Below are 17,187 nucleotides of genomic sequence, written 5' to 3'. Positions count from 1 at the left end.
CACAATATCGAAGTGTACAGGAATGAACATTGTGTGACAATAGGGTGTGATGTTTTGTAAACATTGAAAGCGGAACCAAGTGAAATTGGTCCCGCTTTCGTTAGTTATTGGATTGTCGGAGGCCCCAAATTCCTTTATTTCCTGTGGAATAAAAGAGGTCCTCTTTCCCGGTAAAGCTCGCTGAATCGCTAGAATGCGCACGAATCTGTTTATTGACGTGCCCTTTCCAATCTTTATAACGATCGAGCTCGAGTTGATAATATGATTTTTCGACATACGCATAAATGTCTTTTAAAGATGCCGTTCCACCATGGTGCTGGAGGGCGAACTGGATTTTGCGTAGTAATAGGCGTTTCACATTACCCCACCTTTCTACCTCTGCTTCATTTCAAAGTAGTCTTCTAATTTGTTTTCAACTGCTAATTGAATAGCAGCATGTGCTTGTTTAGTCGGAATGCAGAACTCTTCTCTGACAATGAGTTTCCCATTCGCATTCTTAAATGGTGATTTACCTGTTCTTGGTGATTCTGTCGTCAAGGCTTTAAACGGTAGCGAATTTAGATGACTTTCTATTCCCTTCTGTGAAAATGATTCATGAAATATTTTAGCAATGCTATTTAAAGAATGTTCTTCACTTTGCTTCCTTACCAAATCATAGTACTCTTTTGCGATTACATCAGCTGATAATGGGTAAAACCAATCTTCATATCCTCTGTTGAGCATGATTTGGATAACATTCATTTTATATGTACCTTGACGCGCAAAACTATCAATAAAGTTACAAAAAGACTGTATAGCAATCTCTGATGAGTTGATAGTTGTTTCCTCGTTCAGCATGCTCACCCTTTCGCTTTCCGACTAAAGTAGTAATGTAACCGAACATCTACAATTTGTTTCACCCATTTATAAACCACCGGATTACGGAGTCTCTCATTGAATTCGATATGCAAGGTTTCATCTGCTACATAAAACGGTCCTTTGGCAATTTTATCGAATGGCATTCGTAACAACAATTTTTCAATTCTTTGTTGATGGAAAGGTTGCTGAAAGTCTTTCGTCTTTCCATCAATCTGCTGACGATATGGTTTATTTTTAATGTAGTCATAAAAAGGAAGAGCGGCTTCAGAGGCTTTGAGTGGATTGTACCAATTCTCTTCTCCTCGTTTCAGCATAATAGAAAGTACAATCATTTTATAGCTTTTGGTCATGCTCGTGTATTCCACCTCGACTAGAAGCGACTTCACATCATTGTATATTATCGTTTCTTCCTCACTTAGTTCTCCGAGTTTATGCAAGAATCCGAAGAACCCACCAAGCTTTCTCCATTCGGAACGATACGCATCAATAGAGTACTCTCCTCGTTGGATTAATTCCATGTAGCTCGGGCGCCTACCTATTTCTTCTTTCACCATGAAATAATTTTGTTCAAGTAATTGCTGACGCGTTGAGGAACGTGTCACCATTTTCTTCAGTAAGTCAACAGTTTGTAAATCAAACTCAATTGTACATGACGAAGGTAGATCAATCGTAGTTGGTAAGGAACTCACTGTATCTTGTCGGCTAGTCGTCAACAAAGCCAGTTTCTTATCAATATTTTTATAATTCCCAATTAAATCGATAATCGTACAATGCGTCTTTCCTTTTGATAGACGTAGCCCTCGTCCAATTTGTTGGGTGAATACTGTCAATGATTCAGTCGGACGACAGAACAATAGCGTATCGATTTCAGGAATATCGACACCTTCATTAAATAGATTCACTGCAAAAATGATGTCCAATTGTCCACGCTTTAACTGACCAATCACTTCGGTACGATCATACTCGGTCTGACTATGAAGTGCCACTGCCTGCACACCTTGTCTCCTGAAATAATCTGCCAAATATTCAGCTTGTATAACAGATGAACAAAAACCGAGCGCTCTCGATTGATGATGTTCTGTCCACGCCTTATAAATCTTCTCAGCAACACTTTCTTTTAATTGTTCTGCCAATAACTCTTCCTGATCATAACGTCGTCCATTGATTAGACGAATTTGAGAGTAGTCGATTTCATCATAGATTCCAACATAATGAAACGGAGTTAAATACGATTCTTCGATTGCTTCCGTAAAATGCATCTGGAAAGCAACGTTATCATCACAAAGTGCGTATACGTCTCCCCCGTCTAAACGGTCAGGCGTCGCAGTCAAACCTAACAAAAATTTCGGCTTAAAATAATCCAATACACGACGATAGGACGGGGCCGCCGAATGATGAAACTCATCCACGATAATCAAATCGAATTGATTCGGGTCATATTGCTCCATTCTTTGTTTCGAAGCTAACGTTTGAATTGAGGCGAACACGACATCAGCAGTTTCCTGATCTCGTGATTCACCTCCGAGTAGTAACCCGGTCTTCCAGTCATTCGCCACGTTGAGGAATGATTTTTCTGCCTGTAACAAAAGTTCCTTTTGATGCGCGACGAAAAGGACACGTTTGAATTGACGAGCAAAAAATGCACTTAAATACGTCTTTCCTAATCCAGTTGCCAATACGAGCATCGCTTTCTTTCGACCTTCCGCCATCGTTTCCCGAAGTGCCAATAACGCCGCATCTTGAACAGACGTCGGTGTAATCGAATTATCTTCTATGTAGACAGGAGAATGCTCAGCGACCTCCAGCTCTTTCATTCGATCCTTTCGCGCCTCATACTCTTCGCGATAAGGCTGTAACGAGACCGGATTCATCATTTGCGCATATTCACTATAAAATAACTCATGGAACGCAGCGACTGACTCTTCAAACACTTCCTCTGATACACTCGAAGGAATTTCAACATTCCACTCCACTCCATGATTGAGCGCACTATGCGACAAATTCGAGGAACCGACAAAAAATGTACCGCTTTTTATTGTACGGAACAAATATGCCTTTGGATGGAATGACCTCCCTTTTGATCGGTATAGCCGGAGCTCAATATTCGGTATTTGTAACAGCATATCCAGCGCATCAGGATCGGTGAGGTACAGATAGTCTCCTACCAAAATTCTGATTTGAGCACCGCGTTCACTCGCTTTTCTTAACGAAGCGGATAATTCTTTCACTCCTGACACTTGAGCAAACGCGACGACCATATAAATTTCAGTCGCCGCGTCTATATGTCCTTGTAAAGGAATGCCGAGGTTGCTTGTATGGAGTCGTAAGTCACTCATAATCCAGGACCTCTTCTAAAAATAGACCCTTCTCAAAGCCGCCACGTTTTTTACGCTTCTCTTCACGAATCTGATTCAATTCGTCAAAGTCTGCTCCATGCATTTTCCCAAGTGTATAGACCAACTCCAAAATGTCAGCTAACTCTTCTAGCGACTCTTCATCAATGTTTGTCTCTTCATACTCTTTGATTTCTTCATAGAGTTTCAAGCGTGCTTGTTCGAAGTGCTCTGCTTGGCTTAGTTGCTTCACAATCGGTATTTTTCCTGATTCATGAATGATTTCAGGGATATGGTCACGGATTAATTTTTGATTTTTATTCATTCTATACTTCGCTCCTATCTATAGTTTAAATAAATTAATAATAAAATATCTTTAGTTATTATTATGAGGATTTCCAGGAATTATATAGTATTCGTCATGTAGTTCTTTTTTCTTTATCAATACTGATTCATCATTCTCAGTAATCGTATAATATTCTTCCGTTTTATTTAACAAGTCACTCACGAACTTAATTCTTTCACCCGACAAAGTACTATATTCTATTTTAACGAATATTAAGTGGAGTTTTTCATACTTTAAGAACAATGGGATGTATATTGTTTCATCTCTATTCAATCCACTCATAGACATTTTTGCAGTATACTTGACTTCTTCATTAAAATCTTGGTTGTTACTTTCTAACAATTCAATTTCTATTTTAATATCTAGAATGCAACTGGCTCCACCATAATATCTAGTTTTTAAAAAGTGCGCCTTCATCTTCCCCAAATCTTCATTTATATTATTATGAATTATAGTTGAAACGTGAGAGTGTAATAAAATGTACTTATTCTGAGGCGACATTTCATTTAATATAATTGAATTAATCTCCATCGTGTAATCTACGTAAACTCTCTGTTCAATTATTTCTTTCGAGTCATTTAATTTTTTTTGAAAATCAATTTGCTCTTCAATACCCTTTTTAGCACTTTTAACTTGGACATTGACAATCCATAGCGCAACGACTGCACCAATAATTCCCCCAATATAACTACCAAAAAAACCTATCCAATCATTATCAGTTGTTGCATTGCCGAACAACATTAACGTATGAATTATTATTGGCATTATAAATATTAAAAATATTAAAGTGATATAAACAACAACTTTTCTTCCCAAATTCGTTCCTCCCAATTCAGCGACAGATATCTCTATCCTTATTTTTCAGTACAAAGTGGTTAAAATTGGGTAATGAATACAATTTATAGAAATAAAACCCCCTTACAAGTAATTACATTCTACTCCACCACCTCAAACGCCTTCACATAAGCCACATGATCCAACATCACAATCAACTCGTCCTCTCAAATTGCACAAATCCATCGCTCGCATGTCGAAACGCCTGATAAATTGTCTCTAATGCCTCATAACGTGTGTCAGCTTCCACCATATACGTCAGTACTTCTTCATTGATCAAATGAAATTCGATTTCGAATGATTTCATGTTCTCTCCTCCTCACGTACTTACATTCCCTATTCCTCCAACTGATCCAACACTTCCGTCCCAATAACCCCCGTGTCCCCGACTTTCCCTAAATCTTCTACGGTCGGGTCTTCATACGCCAGGACATGAAACTCCTGCTCGATTGTGCGGATGACATAATGCGAAAGCGTCCCCCGCTCGCTGTTCACTTGATTTGTTCCCATTCCTTCATGTACGTATGACATGAAACGAGAAGTCTTCAGCTTCACGATTGGGTGGTCGTTCCATAATCCTTCTTCCTTCAGACCGTGCTCTTCAAGTGTTCCAAGAAAGAGCGCATACTGTTCGAACCGAATCCGGATTCGGTCACGCTCAGCGTCCCATGTGAGAAGCATCGTCGGGTCCGAAGCTCCAAAGAACGTCCACTCTAGAGGATAATACGCCTCATTCTTCATTTGAAAGGATTCCGTGTCGAGTACGTAATCCGTTGCCGTCATGAGTTTGTGTAGATCAATCATTCATTCGCCCCCTAATCAAAAAGCGATGCCTCACGACATCGCCTTTCTCCTCAATAAAAGATATACCATAGCGCCGCTGCCACTAAGAACAGCCCGGCCCCGATGAACAAGATTTTTGCCAATCGTTCGTATACCATGTCTTCACCTCACCAATGCCGCGCCGACGACAAGGGAGACCCCGATCGACAGCAAGAATGCCAACAGTCCGACGGCGATATTTCCTTTTTGAATCTCGTCGTTCACCTTCAATGTCGGTGTCAAAAATTCAAACAACCAATATGTCGCGAGGAGCAAGATGAAGCCGAATCCTCCACCGACGAAGATGTCGATCGTGCTCTCATGATAGCTCTCGACCACACGGAAGATGTTGGCGAGACCGACAATCTTCCCACCTGTCGCCAAAGCGACGGCGATATTTCCTTTTTGAATCTCGCGCCAGTTGCTGTATGGCGTCGTCACCTCGAAGATGGCAAGACCGACGATAATCATCAGTCCCGCCATCGAATAGAGGCCAAACGATTCCAGCATGACGGCAAACGTAATCGTACCCATTCCCCGACTCCCCTTACTTCAGTTCGACGACCGTGACACCGAGTCCACCTTCGCCCATTCCTCCCGGGCGTTGACTCTTCACGTGACGATGTCCTTTTAAAAATTCTTGTGTCGCCTGACGCATCGCTCCTGTACCTAAACCATGGATGATGCGGACGTTATCATAGCCTGACACGAGGGCTTCATCGATATACTTATCTAGACGCATGAGCCCTTCCTCGACACGGACGCCGCGGAGGTCGAGCTCGGACTTCGTCGAACTCTGACGTTTGAGCGAGCTTCCTTTCGATTGAAGCGGCTTCTCTTTCGATGGACCGATCTTCTGAAGGTCGTCCGCTTTGACGTTCACTTTCATGATGCCGACTTGGACGTTGTACTCGTTGTCGTTGATTTGTTTCACGATGTAGCCTTTTTGGTTGAACGTCGTCACTTTCACTTCTTCGCCTTTACTGAACGTACGTTTCTGTTGGGCTTTTTGTTTCACTTTTTGGATCTTTTTATCTTGAAGCGTCGGTTTGGCCGACTCGAGCTCTTTCTTCGCCGCGATAATCTCGTGCTCTTTGACGATGCCCTGCTCCCGAAGCTTCTTCAAGCGGTCGATGACTTCGTTCGCCTGACGCTTCGCCTGTTCGACGGCCTTCTCGGCTTTTGCCTCGGCCGCGCTGTACAAGTTGTCACGTTCGCGTTCGAATTCGGTCATCTTCGCTTCAAACGCTGCCTGTTCTTCTTCGAAGTCATGGCGTTTGACGATGAGTTCTTGCTCGAGCTGTTCGGCGCGTTGTTTCGCCGCTTCGAGCTCGTTGATCATCGACTCGACCGACTCGGCATCACTACCGACGTGGCTACGTGCCTTGTCGATGACTTGCTCGGACAGTCCGAGGCGACGGCTGATCTCGAAAGCGTTCGAGCGACCCGGCACACCAATCAAGAGGCGGTAGGTCGGGCTGAGTGATTCGATATCAAACTCCATCGAGGCGTTCATGACGCCTTCGCGATTATAGGCGTATGCCTTCAATTCCGAATAGTGCGTCGTCGCCGCGACACGTGCCCCGCGACGTTTCACTTCATCTAGAATCGCGATGGCGAGAGCGGCCCCTTCTTGCGGGTCCGTCCCGGCACCGAGCTCATCGAAGAGGACGAGTGACATGAAGTCGATCTTGTCGAGCATGCCGACGATGTTCGTCATATGCGAGCTGAACGTCGAGAGACTCTGTTCGATCGATTGCTCATCGCCGATATCGGCATAGACGGCGTCAAACACAGAGAGTTCTGTCCCGAATTCTGCCGGCACATAGAGACCTGACTGTACCATCAACTGGAGGAGTCCAATCGTCTTCAACGTGACCGTCTTCCCGCCGGTGTTCGGTCCCGTGATGACGAGCGACGTATAGTCTTCCCCGAGCTCGACCGTGATCGGCACGACCTCATCTTTCGGGATGAACGGGTGACGTGCCTGTTTCAACTTGATTTCACGGTTGTCGTTCAATTTCGGCTCGGTCGCTTTCATCTCTTGTCCGTAAGCGACTTTCGCAAAGATAAAGTCGAGTTCGGCCAACACGTCGAGGTTCGTCATGATCGCATCATGTACCCCACCGACTTCGTTCGAGAGCGCACTCAAAATCCGATCGATCTCGGCGCGTTCCTTCAAGCGAACTTCTTGAATCTCGTTGTTAATCGAGACGATGGCTTGCGGCTCGATGAAGAGCGTCTGACCGGAAGCCGACTGGTCATGGACGATCCCGCCGAACGCTTGACGGTACTCTTGTTTGACCGGCACGACATAGCGATCGTTTCGAATCGTGACGATGGCGTCCGAGAGCATCTTCGCGTTGTTGCGGAGGATGTTGTCGATTCGCGAACGGACACTGCCTTCATAGCTTCGGAGCTGTGTCCGAAGTCCCCGGAGTTGTGAGCTCGCCGAATCTTGGACCGTCCCTTGGTCATCGATCGCATGACGAATCGATTGTTCGACTTCGATGAGCTTCGTCAACTTGTCTGCATACTCATCCAGACGTGGGATCCGAATCTCTTCGTTGTCCTCGTGTAGCTTCTCGAAGAAGTTCTTCACTTGACGCCCGCCATACATGACGGCGGCGACGGCGAGCAGTTCGCTCGTCGAGAGGACCGAGCCGATGGCAGCCCGCTTCACTTCCGCGCGGACGTCTGTGAGCCCACCGAGCGGCAGACGGTCACGGAGACGCACGACCTCGGTCGCCTCTTTCGTCACATTCAAATTCGAAAGCACCCGGTCGTACGAGTAGTCCGGTTGCATCTTGAGCGCCAAATCTTTCCCGAGCGAGCTCGATGCGTGTCCGGCAAGCTGTTGGCGCAATTTTTCATATTCTAATACGCGTAACGCGTGATCCATCTAGCATGTTCCTTTCTATCGCTTCGCCGCGAAGAACGCCTTGGCGTCTTCAAACGAGAAGCAGTTGATAATATCCGATGGTTCGAGATAGGCTTTCCGTGCGTGTAACACGCCGAGTGCCATATCTTCCATCATGTCTGGGTGGTGTGTGTCGGTGTTGATCATTACTTTGACGCCCGCCGCCTTCGCCTTCTTCAGCGTCGATGCCGTCAAATCGAGGCGGTTCGGGTTCGCGTTCAATTCGAGCGCCGTCCCCGTCTCTTTTGCGAGGGCGATCAACTTGTCCTCGTCGATCGGATAGCCGTCACGGCGACCGATGAGTCGTCCCGTCGGATGCGCGATCACGTTGACGTATGGGGAACGGCAGGCGTTCTCGAGACGGGCCATGATTTCGTCGACGGATTGGTCCATCTTCGAATGGATCGAGGCGACGACATAGTCGAGCGTCTCTAAAAATTCTGGCTCGTAGTCGAGCGTCCCGTCAGGACGGATATCCATCTCGACGCCACGCAACACGTTCATCTCATGTGTCTTTGCAGCTTCGCGAATCTCCTCACCTTGTGCCTCGAGTCGTTCTTCGGTCAAACCATTGACGAACGTCAAATACTTCCCGTGGTCGGTGATGGCCATCCACTCATAACCGCGCCCTTTCATCGCCACAACGATCTCATCGACGGTCAACTTCCCGTCCGACCAGACCGTGTGCATATGCGCATCAGCTTTGATGTCCTCGAGCGTGACCAGTTTTGACAAGTCGTGCTCAAACTCGGCGTGCCCTTCCCGAAGTTCAGGTGGGATGAACGGGAGTCCGTACCGTTCGAACAGTTCTTCTTCCGTTTCCGGTTGCCACAGCCCGTCTGCCGTTTCGACCCCGTACTCCGAAATCGACTCTCCTTTTGCTTTCGCGAGTTGGCGCATGCGGACGTTGTGGTCTTTTGAGCCTGTGAAATGGTGAAGCGTCGCGGCGAATGCGCCCGGTTCGACCATACGGAAGTCGACCGACACCATTTCCTCACGTTCGAGGACGAGCGATACTTTCGTCTCCCCTGCCGCGATCACTTCATTGATGAACGGCAAGGCGAGTAACTTCTCCCGAAGCGCAATCGGCTCCTCGGTCGCAATGATAAAGTCGAGGTCTTTACACGTCTCCTCGGCCCGGCGGAAGCTTCCCCCGACCGAATGACGTAAGACGAGCTCTTCTTTCTCCAACACGTCGTTAATCTCTTCGACAATCGGTCGCATGACCGCATAGGCCAATCGTTCCGGACGCGACTCGAGGTTCTTCGCTGCGGCGAGTAGCTTCTCGACACTTTTCGCTCCGAATCCCGGGAGCGATGCCGCTGTCCCGTCTTCAAGCACACGGATGAGGGACTCTAAATCGACGACCCCGACTTCACGGAGTTTGGCGAGTTTCTTCCCGCCGAGCCCTTGAATTTTCAAAAGCTTCATCAAGCCGAATGGGATTTCTTCTTGCAGCGCTTCGAGCACTTCGCTGCGACCTGTATCTCGATACTCCTCAAGGACGGTCGCCGTCCCTTTTCCAATCCCAGAGATGGACGTCAAGTCGTCGATGTCCTCGAGCTCGAGGTCCGTGTTCTCCAGTGCCGTTGCGGCCTTACGGAAGGCATTGATTTTAAACGGGTTCTCCCCTTTGATCTCCATATATTGCGCGATCTTCTCGAGCAACATCATTGCTTCTACTTTATTCATATGCTTCCCCCTCTTCACACAGAAAAGACCGAGATACAAGCACTAGCTTGCATTCCGGCCTGTCGTGTCACAACATCTTATTTGAAAACCAATCCGATAGATATGGCGTGTCTTGAATGATAAATGTCGCAAGCGACGAATTGTCGACGGCATTTTGAACGCCTGCCATCGGCACGAACGCAATCACCCAAAGGATGAAGAATGTAATGACATACGCCTCGAAGAATCCGAGGACTGCTCCGATCAACCCTTTTAGTTGGCGCAAGATCGGCAAGTCTGTCAAGAAGTCGAGCATCGCCAAGATGAGATGCAAGACAAGTTTCGTGATGAGGAACAAGACGACGAACCAAAAGACATTGTAAAACGTCATCTCAATCCCTGAAAGCGAGTTGAGGTCCAAGACGCCGCCAGGGAGTGTTCCATCAAGCTGAGATGGATACGGGATCCAGAGCTTGAACGCTTCGGCTAAGTCTTTATAGTACGTGTTGGCGACGAGAAAACTGATGATGAGCGCGACCCAATGGCCGAGCTGTAGAATCGCGCCACGACGGAAGCCGTTGACGATTCCAATAAACAAGAAAAACAGTATAAGTAGCGTAACCATGGATTGATTTATTCTCCCATATTTCGTTTAGTTTTGACGTGGTCGCTCGCGATTTGAATCGCAGCCAAGACCGCTGCCTGACGAGCATCTAAATGAGGGGATTGTTCACGAATCTCGCGGATCTTACTGTCGACCAAAAAGCCTACTTCCCTCACATGATCAGCGGGTTCTTCGCTCACGATCGTATAGTCTTGACCCGCAATGTGAATCGTTGTTCGTTGTAACTGCACGCGCACCCCTCCTTTACGTCTGTCAGCATTAATCATAACATCGTTTTTATATTAGGAAAAGGAGAAGCCCCTTCCCTTGATATGTACAACATTTTCTATTACCCTTCTATGAAGTTGTCAAACGTCTTTCTTCAGTAAAATTGCAAGAGATGGTGGCATCATTTCGTGAAATGTGCGAAAATATCAACTATTCAAACAAACAGAAAGGATGATTGATTTGAAATTACGCATTGGCCTCTTAGGTCGCATCATCATCGCGATCGCTTTCGGGATTCTGCTCGGGAGCATCGTACCAGAAAGTCAGAACTGGATCGTCCGGACGTTCGTGACGTTCAACACGGTCTTCGGGCAGTTCTTAGGCTTCGCCATCCCATTGATCATTCTTGCTTTCATTATCCCGGGAATCGGGGAACTTGGTAAAGGAGCAGGAAAGTTAGTCGGACTCACAGCACTCATCGCTTACGCTTCAACAGTTGTCGCAGGAACACTCGCATACTTTGCAACGAGCAACTTGTTCCCGCAAATTTTGTCACGGTCGACAGAAGGAGCCGAAAACCCAGAAGAAGCCTTATTGAAAGGGTTCATGGAATTTGAGATTCCACCGGTATTCGGTGTCATGACCGCACTCATTTTAGCTTTCGTCATCGGGATCGGGATTGCCGCGATCGAAAGCAAACGGTCACTCGACCTCGCCATGGATTTCCGCGATATCATCGAGCTCTTAATCAGTAAAGTCATTATTCCATTACTCCCATTCCACATCGCCGGAATTTTCATGAACATGACGTACGCTGGTCAGGTCGCTGAGATCCTCTCGGTGTTCTCACTCGTCTTCGTCACAATCATCGTCCTTCATTTGACGATGCTTATGATTCAATACTCAATCGCAGGTGGTCTCAACAAAGAGAATCCGTTCAAGTTGCTCAAGACGATGATGCCGGCTTACTTCACAGCTATCGGGACGCAATCATCGGCTGCGACAATTCCAGTCACGCTTCGCCAAGCGAAGTTGAACAATACGGATGAGGGTGTCGCAAACTTCGTCATCCCGCTCTCGGCAACGATTCACTTGTCAGGCTCGACGATCACACTCACGTCGGTCGGTGTCGCACTCATGTACTTGAACGGCATGCCGATGTCTTACGCGATCGTCCTCCCATTCATCCTCGCACTCGGTGTGACGATGATTGCAGCACCTGGTGTTCCGGGTGGAGCCGTTATGGCATCGCTCGGATTGTTCGGCTCGATCCTCGGGTTCGACGCGACGATGCAAAGCTTGGTCATCGCACTCTACTTGGCGCAAGATAGCTTCGGGACAGCTACAAACGTCACAGGTGACGGTGCCATCGCAAAAATTATCCACTACTTCAAACACAACACGAAACTTCTCGACAACACAGCGTCGAAACAAGAAGATATCGCATAACGTACAACGCATAAACGGGCAAGCCATCAGGTTTGTCCGTTTTTGTCTACATCGAATAGGAGAGATACATATGGAATGGATTGAATGGAAAGACCCGAATCACTTCGCTGACCGCGTCATGGACTCATTGTTAAAAGAAGAAGCCAAGAACAGCTTAATGATCGGCGTATTGAATAACGTGATTCAAGGCGTTTATGAGGCGTTTCATCAATTTACCGTCGAAGAGAATGGTGAACTCCTCGCCATCCTTCAAGTGACACCGCCCCATCCGCTCCATTACATCGTCGTGGACTCGGAACAAGAGGAAAAACTCCCCGCTTTCATCATCCCGCACCTTCTCGAAAACGAGATCCCGTTCACCGAGGTGGTCTCAGAACGTGTTCAAGCCGAACGGTTCGGGAAAACGTGGCAAGAAATCACATCTGGGACGAGTGAGATGTTCATGTCACAAGGTCTTTATCGACTCGACGAGGTAGAAGACATCGAGATGGCGAAAGGCCACATGCGAAAAGCGACAACAGCCGACCAAGCACAGCTCGAAACTTGGTATAGCGCCTTCGAAGCCGAGTCGGGACTTCGTTCGTCGCCACCTGAAAAAGTGACGAAAGCAATCGACACGATGCTCAAAAATGATGACGCCGTATTCTGGGAAGTCGATGGACAGCTTGTCTCGTGTGCGAAACGCTCACGTCCGACCGAGAACGGCATCACCGTCTCGTTCGTCTATACGTCACCTGACGCACGTGGAAGAGGTTACGCTCGCAGTCTCGTTGCAGACCTTAGCCGTCAATTACTTGAGACGAAATCGTTCTGTGTCCTCTATACGGACTTGACGAACCCGACCTCAAACAAAATCTATCAAGAAGTCGGGTACGAACAGATCATGGACTCTGCTTGGGTCCGACTCGCTAGATGAAACGAATCGCCTCCCCTATACTATTAGGTGGAGGCGATTTTTCATGGCTAGATTCCGAATTGTTTTACGTGCACTTGGTGTGGCACTCCTTCTTTATATGTTGATCGTCGGTGGACAGAGCGTCCTCGATGACCCGAACATCGACACGTTGTGGCTCAGTGTGATTGGTGCCGCACTTCTAACGTTTATCGTGTATCAAACAACAAAAAAGTGATCGACGCGTTCGTCGATCACTATCTTTGTGTTGATTAGAAGAATGATGCTGGGTTGACTGTGCTTCCCGCGCTCGATGAAGAGTACGAGTAGCCGCCACGGTGAATCTCGAAGTGAAGGTGTGAACCTGTCGAGTTCCCTGTGCTACCCATGCCACCAAGGTTTTGACCTTGTGACACGCGTTGACCCGCTTTAACTGAGACCGAGCTCATGTGTGCGTATACTGTCGTCCACACTTGTCCGTTGATGACGTGTGCGATCATGACGTGGTTTCCGTATGCGCCACCCCAACCTGCACGGAGGACCGTACCAGTTTGTGCTGCATAGATCGGTGTACCAACTGGACCTGCGATATCAAGACCGTTATGGAACGAGTATCCGTTCGCACCGCTCGCTTTCCCCCATCCTTGTGAGAGGCGACCGCTTGCTGGACGTTGGAACATCCCACCGCTCGCTGGTGCAGACGCTACAGGTGTTGATGTTGATGCGCTAGAACCACTGTTGCTTGAGTTTGCACTTTGTTGCTTCTTAGCAGCTGCTGCTGCCGCTGCGCGACGTGCTTCTTCTTCAGCACGACGTTGTGCTTCGATTTCTGCTTGAATCGCTTTTTCTTGAGCTTTGAGCGTATCTTCCATCTCTTTTAGGCTCATGAGTTTTGATTCGAATTTCACTTTTTCAGCTTCGAGTTTCTTGATTTTCGCTGCACGCTCTTTCATTTTTTGATCGAGCTCTTTTTGGCGTTTTTCAAGTTCTTCTTTTTGCTTCACGAGTGAATCGCGCTCTGCTTTTAATTCAGCTTGTGCTTTTGCAAGTTTCTCTTTCGTTGCTTCATATTCTTCGAAGATCTGTTGGTCGTTCTCTTGAATCGTACCAGCTGTGATCATACGTGTGATCAAGTCACTAAAGTTTTTTGAACCGAAGATGAACTCAGCCCAGTTGACTGACGAACCACCGTTCTTTTGCATCGTCGCCATACGGTCTTTCATGAGTTCTTCTTGTGCTTTCATTTTTGCTTCGTATTTTTTGATTTGCTCTTGAAGCTTTTGAATTTTTTCTTCAGTTGCACGGATCTCAGCTTTTTTCTGAGCGACATCGTTGATGACGTCTTGGAGTTCAGCATCTAACTTGTTGATTTCTTGTTGCTCTTTGCTGATGGCTTGCTCACGTGATTGAATCGAAGAGTTTGCTTTCGACTGCTCGCTGCTATTCTTTTGTCGTTGTTCTTGTACTTTCTTCTGCTTCTCTGTAAGTGAGGCTGCATAAGTCGGTGACGTTCCGCCGATCAAGAGTGCGCCTAGAGTGACTGTGGCTGCAAATTTCTTCAAGTTACCCAATGTGCTTCCCTCCGCTGATTCCTGTGTATTTTTTATCTATAATCGTTCAAGTATTTTCTATAAGATTAAGTTGCGAAATTTCATTCGCTCTGTGACTCATTATAGCAATCTAAACCAAAAGTTATTTTACACTTATATTTCATTCGTATGACATTGCCCTAATTTAGGTTTTATCGCTTAAAAAACGTGGGTATAGACAATATTTTATTTGGTTTGTTGTCACAAAATAGTTTTCAACATAAAAAAAGCACTTGAAGAAAGCGCTTTTCACATAACAACCTATATCATTTTTTGACTACCTTAATGCCACATATCCAGCTCGTTTCCCTCGTTTTCGTTTCGAACGAAGTAATAAGAAGCCACCGATGAGCACGACTCCAGCAATCGCCCCACTGCTGTCCAATAGGACATCTTGCAGTAACGGCGTCCGTTCCGGTGTCAAACTCTGATGATACTCATCAAAGATGGCGACCGTATTGGCGAGCGTCCAAGCGAACAAAAGGATCAGCCCGGCATGAAGGTTCGTTCTCGAAATCGCCTTGACGAATAAAGCACCGAGAGCGAAGAATGTGACGAAATGAGCTGCTTTTCGCATCAAGAACTCGATGAGCCGGACTGTCCCTAACGTGTCGAGTGACACTTCTTTGCCTGCATAGTAAAACTCGACGTTCGCTAACGTCGGCTCAATCCAGCTCCAATCGAATCGCTCGAGTGGCGAAACGATCGACTGATTTGAGTAAGGTGTCGCACTCGAGAAGAATAATCCAATCAAAATGAGCGCGATCCATATAAATTCATTTTTTAAAAGTCGCATAACACCGTTCCTTTCTACAACGAGTTTCATTATACGGATTGTACTTCACGAAATATGTAACAGCGACATCATGATTTTATAACAATTTGATTGCACGCAACGCGTTCAAAGTCGAGATAGCGGATTTCTCTTGGTATACTTTAGAAAAAAGGGGGATTCAATATGATTTATGATTTTGAAGCATTGGACATGAAAGGTCAGTTACAACCGTTAGCTACATATAAGGGTGACGTCCTACTCATCGTCAATACAGCGAGTAAGTGTGGATTCACACCACAATTCGAAGGTCTCGAGTCGCTATACAACTCGTACAAAGGACAAGGCTTCCAGATTCTAGGCTTCCCATGCAACCAGTTCGGACATCAAGACCCGGGCTCAAATGAAGAGATTCAAGAGTTCTGTCAACTGAACTATGGCGTATCGTTCCCGATGTTTGCGAAAGTCGATGTGAACGGCAAAGACGCGCACCCACTCTTCACGTATCTCTCAAAAGAAGCACCTGGACTGCTCGGATCGAAAACAATCAAATGGAACTTCACAAAGTTCTTAGTTGACCGTGACGGAAACGTCGTCGAGCGCTTCTCGCCACAGACGACACCGGCCGAGATTGAGGATGCGGTTAAAAAATTGATCTGACTTCATCCTTTGGCTGTATATAGAATTGTCACTTCAGACGAATAGGAGTCAATGTGTGACTAAGTTATCATCTTCTATGCACAGTAACTATTTAAGGAGTGACGAACATGAATAGATTTAAAAAGATAATGGGTTATGGATTACTTATACTGATTCCCCTATCCGCCATTTTTATCTGGTTGATTCAAGGAAAGACAGAAACGATTTTTAAAGGTGACTACACCGAAAATCCCGAAAGTTCTCGATACGAATCGACTTGGACATGGTCAGGTGCGGATTCAACAACGGCAGGGCAAGGAAGTGGCGTTGCTTCCTCACCTTCAGGAAACATCTATTACTTAGACCGCGGTGATGGCAGCTTTGCGAACGAAGACATCATTACGACACCTACTATCACAGTGTTTGACACTGAAACGAACGAAGTGATTGATGAACTTGGTGCCGACCTGTTCAAATCGCCTCATGGTATCGAAGTGGACTCCCAAAACAACATTTGGGTAACGGATATCATGTTGAACAAGGTCTTTAAACTAGATGAACGCGGTCAAGTAATCGCCACGTTCGGTGAGGACTACCGCCTCGGCACTGAGACAAGTTTAAGGATTCGAAACGAACTGCCTAACTTCCCTGTCCCCATGAATGACTACACATTTGCACGCCCGACCGACGTGACGGTGATGGACGATGGGTCATTTGTCGTTGCTGATGGCTATCGAAATCATCGTATCGTCAAGTTTAGCAGCGACGGAGATATGCAATGGGAAGTCGATGCATACGGCTCTTCTGATGGTGAATTCAATCTCCCTCATGGAATTGCACACGATGAGTTCGGAAGAATTTATGTAGCTGATCGAAATAACGCCCGTGTTCAAGTATTCGACCAACAAGGACAACACCTCGATACTTGGAACGATAAAGAGATTGGACGACCTTATGGCATTGATGTAGGCCCTGATGGAAACATCTATGTTGTAGATGGTGGCGATTATCTGGATGGTGAACGTGAAACTCCTAAAAGTCAGATTGTTGTGTTAAGTCCTCAAGGAGAAGTGATTGAGCGTTTCGGTTCTTGGGGCGACGAGGTGGGACAATTGAGAATACCCCACGCTCTAGCTTTACAACAAGATGGGGCAATCTTTGTAGCCGAACTTCTAAACGAACGCATTCAAAAATTCGAAATCGCTGAATAAAGATAAAGAACGCGCTAGG

The 17,187-nt window shown here is 46.5% G+C and carries 19 protein-coding genes; 5 read left to right on the top strand and 14 right to left on the bottom strand.

Features of this window, described 5'->3' with window-relative positions; genetic code table 11:
* Positions 1-100: 100 nt before the first annotated feature.
* The 12 genes from KNO99_RS09580 to zapA all read right to left on the bottom strand — a co-directional run bounded on the left by KNO99_RS09580 (position 101) and on the right by zapA (position 10,639).
* Complete coding sequence (locus KNO99_RS09580; RefSeq protein WP_015881071.1) at positions 101-358, bottom strand: hypothetical protein; 258 nt, start codon at positions 356-358, stop codon at positions 101-103.
* 14 nt (positions 359-372) lie between these two features.
* Positions 373-837, bottom strand: coding sequence for a hypothetical protein (locus KNO99_RS09575; RefSeq protein ID WP_214747865.1), 465 nt, complete (start codon positions 835-837; stop codon positions 373-375).
* Positions 838-839: 2 nt separating this feature from the next.
* Positions 840-3,194, bottom strand: a complete 2,355-nt coding sequence (locus KNO99_RS09570; RefSeq protein WP_214747863.1) for a DEAD/DEAH box helicase family protein — start codon at positions 3,192-3,194, stop codon at positions 840-842.
* A complete protein-coding gene (locus KNO99_RS09565) occupies positions 3,187-3,516 on the bottom strand; it encodes a nucleoside triphosphate pyrophosphohydrolase (RefSeq protein WP_214747860.1) in 330 nt (109 codons plus the stop codon). The genes KNO99_RS09570 and KNO99_RS09565 overlap by 8 nt, the downstream gene beginning before the upstream one ends.
* Before the next feature lie 51 nt (positions 3,517-3,567).
* Complete coding sequence (locus KNO99_RS09560) at positions 3,568-4,353, bottom strand: hypothetical protein (RefSeq protein ID WP_214747857.1); 786 nt, start codon at positions 4,351-4,353, stop codon at positions 3,568-3,570.
* 172 nt (positions 4,354-4,525) lie between these two features.
* Positions 4,526-4,678: a hypothetical protein gene (locus tag KNO99_RS09555; protein ID WP_251131017.1), complete on the bottom strand. Its 153-nt coding sequence runs from the start codon at positions 4,676-4,678 to the stop codon at positions 4,526-4,528.
* A gap of 29 nt (positions 4,679-4,707) precedes the next feature.
* Entirely contained in the window at positions 4,708-5,175 is a 468-nt protein-coding gene (locus tag KNO99_RS09550) for a hypothetical protein (protein ID WP_214747854.1), read from the bottom strand.
* Positions 5,176-5,316: 141 nt separating this feature from the next.
* Entirely contained in the window at positions 5,317-5,727 is a 411-nt protein-coding gene (locus KNO99_RS09545; protein ID WP_214747851.1) for a DUF350 domain-containing protein, read from the bottom strand.
* A gap of 13 nt (positions 5,728-5,740) precedes the next feature.
* Positions 5,741-8,095, bottom strand: coding sequence for an endonuclease MutS2 (locus tag KNO99_RS09540; RefSeq protein WP_214747848.1), 2,355 nt, complete (start codon positions 8,093-8,095; stop codon positions 5,741-5,743).
* A 15-nt stretch (positions 8,096-8,110) separates the two neighbouring features.
* Positions 8,111-9,805: a DNA polymerase/3'-5' exonuclease PolX gene (gene polX / locus KNO99_RS09535; protein WP_214747846.1), complete on the bottom strand. Its 1,695-nt coding sequence runs from the start codon at positions 9,803-9,805 to the stop codon at positions 8,111-8,113.
* A gap of 67 nt (positions 9,806-9,872) precedes the next feature.
* Entirely contained in the window at positions 9,873-10,409 is a 537-nt protein-coding gene (locus KNO99_RS09530) for a CvpA family protein (RefSeq protein WP_074032727.1), read from the bottom strand.
* An 8-nt stretch (positions 10,410-10,417) separates the two neighbouring features.
* Entirely contained in the window at positions 10,418-10,639 is a 222-nt protein-coding gene (zapA, locus tag KNO99_RS09525; protein WP_015881047.1) for a cell division protein ZapA, read from the bottom strand.
* Between the two features lie 208 nt (positions 10,640-10,847).
* On the opposite strand from zapA, the gene KNO99_RS09520 reads away from it, so the two are divergent.
* The 3 genes from KNO99_RS09520 (at position 10,848) to KNO99_RS09510 (ending at position 13,195) form a co-directional block, all read left to right on the top strand.
* Positions 10,848-12,065, top strand: coding sequence for a dicarboxylate/amino acid:cation symporter (locus tag KNO99_RS09520; protein ID WP_214747843.1), 1,218 nt, complete (start codon positions 10,848-10,850; stop codon positions 12,063-12,065).
* A 70-nt stretch (positions 12,066-12,135) separates the two neighbouring features.
* Positions 12,136-12,981, top strand: coding sequence for a GNAT family N-acetyltransferase (locus KNO99_RS09515; RefSeq protein WP_214747840.1), 846 nt, complete (start codon positions 12,136-12,138; stop codon positions 12,979-12,981).
* Between the two features lie 43 nt (positions 12,982-13,024).
* Entirely contained in the window at positions 13,025-13,195 is a 171-nt protein-coding gene (locus KNO99_RS09510; protein WP_198929991.1) for a hypothetical protein, read from the top strand.
* Between the two features lie 34 nt (positions 13,196-13,229).
* On the opposite strand, the gene KNO99_RS09505 is transcribed toward KNO99_RS09510, so the two are convergent.
* Both KNO99_RS09505 and KNO99_RS09500 read right to left on the bottom strand, forming a co-directional pair.
* Positions 13,230-14,528 (bottom strand): murein hydrolase activator EnvC family protein, encoded by a 1,299-nt coding sequence (locus KNO99_RS09505; RefSeq protein ID WP_214747837.1) that lies wholly within the window; start codon positions 14,526-14,528, stop codon positions 13,230-13,232.
* A gap of 295 nt (positions 14,529-14,823) precedes the next feature.
* Positions 14,824-15,342 carry a VanZ family protein gene (locus KNO99_RS09500; protein WP_214747834.1) on the bottom strand — a complete coding sequence of 173 codons (519 nt, stop codon included), beginning with the start codon at positions 15,340-15,342 and terminating at the stop codon, positions 14,824-14,826.
* 162 nt (positions 15,343-15,504) lie between these two features.
* Between KNO99_RS09500 and KNO99_RS09495 the strand changes: the two genes are divergently transcribed.
* Both KNO99_RS09495 and KNO99_RS09490 read left to right on the top strand, forming a co-directional pair.
* Positions 15,505-15,978 carry a glutathione peroxidase gene (locus KNO99_RS09495; RefSeq protein ID WP_214747832.1) on the top strand — a complete coding sequence of 158 codons (474 nt, stop codon included), beginning with the start codon at positions 15,505-15,507 and terminating at the stop codon, positions 15,976-15,978.
* Positions 15,979-16,085: 107 nt separating this feature from the next.
* The gene (locus KNO99_RS09490) at positions 16,086-17,168 is read left to right on the top strand and encodes a peptidyl-alpha-hydroxyglycine alpha-amidating lyase family protein (protein WP_214747829.1); all 1,083 of its coding nucleotides are present in this window, start codon (positions 16,086-16,088) and stop codon (positions 17,166-17,168) included.
* Positions 17,169-17,187: the final 19 nt, after the last annotated feature.

Origin of the sequence: Exiguobacterium sp. s189, from assembly GCF_018617615.1 — a bacterium.
Classification (GTDB): domain Bacteria; phylum Bacillota; class Bacilli; order Exiguobacteriales; family Exiguobacteriaceae; genus Exiguobacterium; species Exiguobacterium aestuarii_A.
Note: the sequence above shows the minus strand (reverse complement) of the source record. Positions and strands in the feature narration are given on the sequence as shown.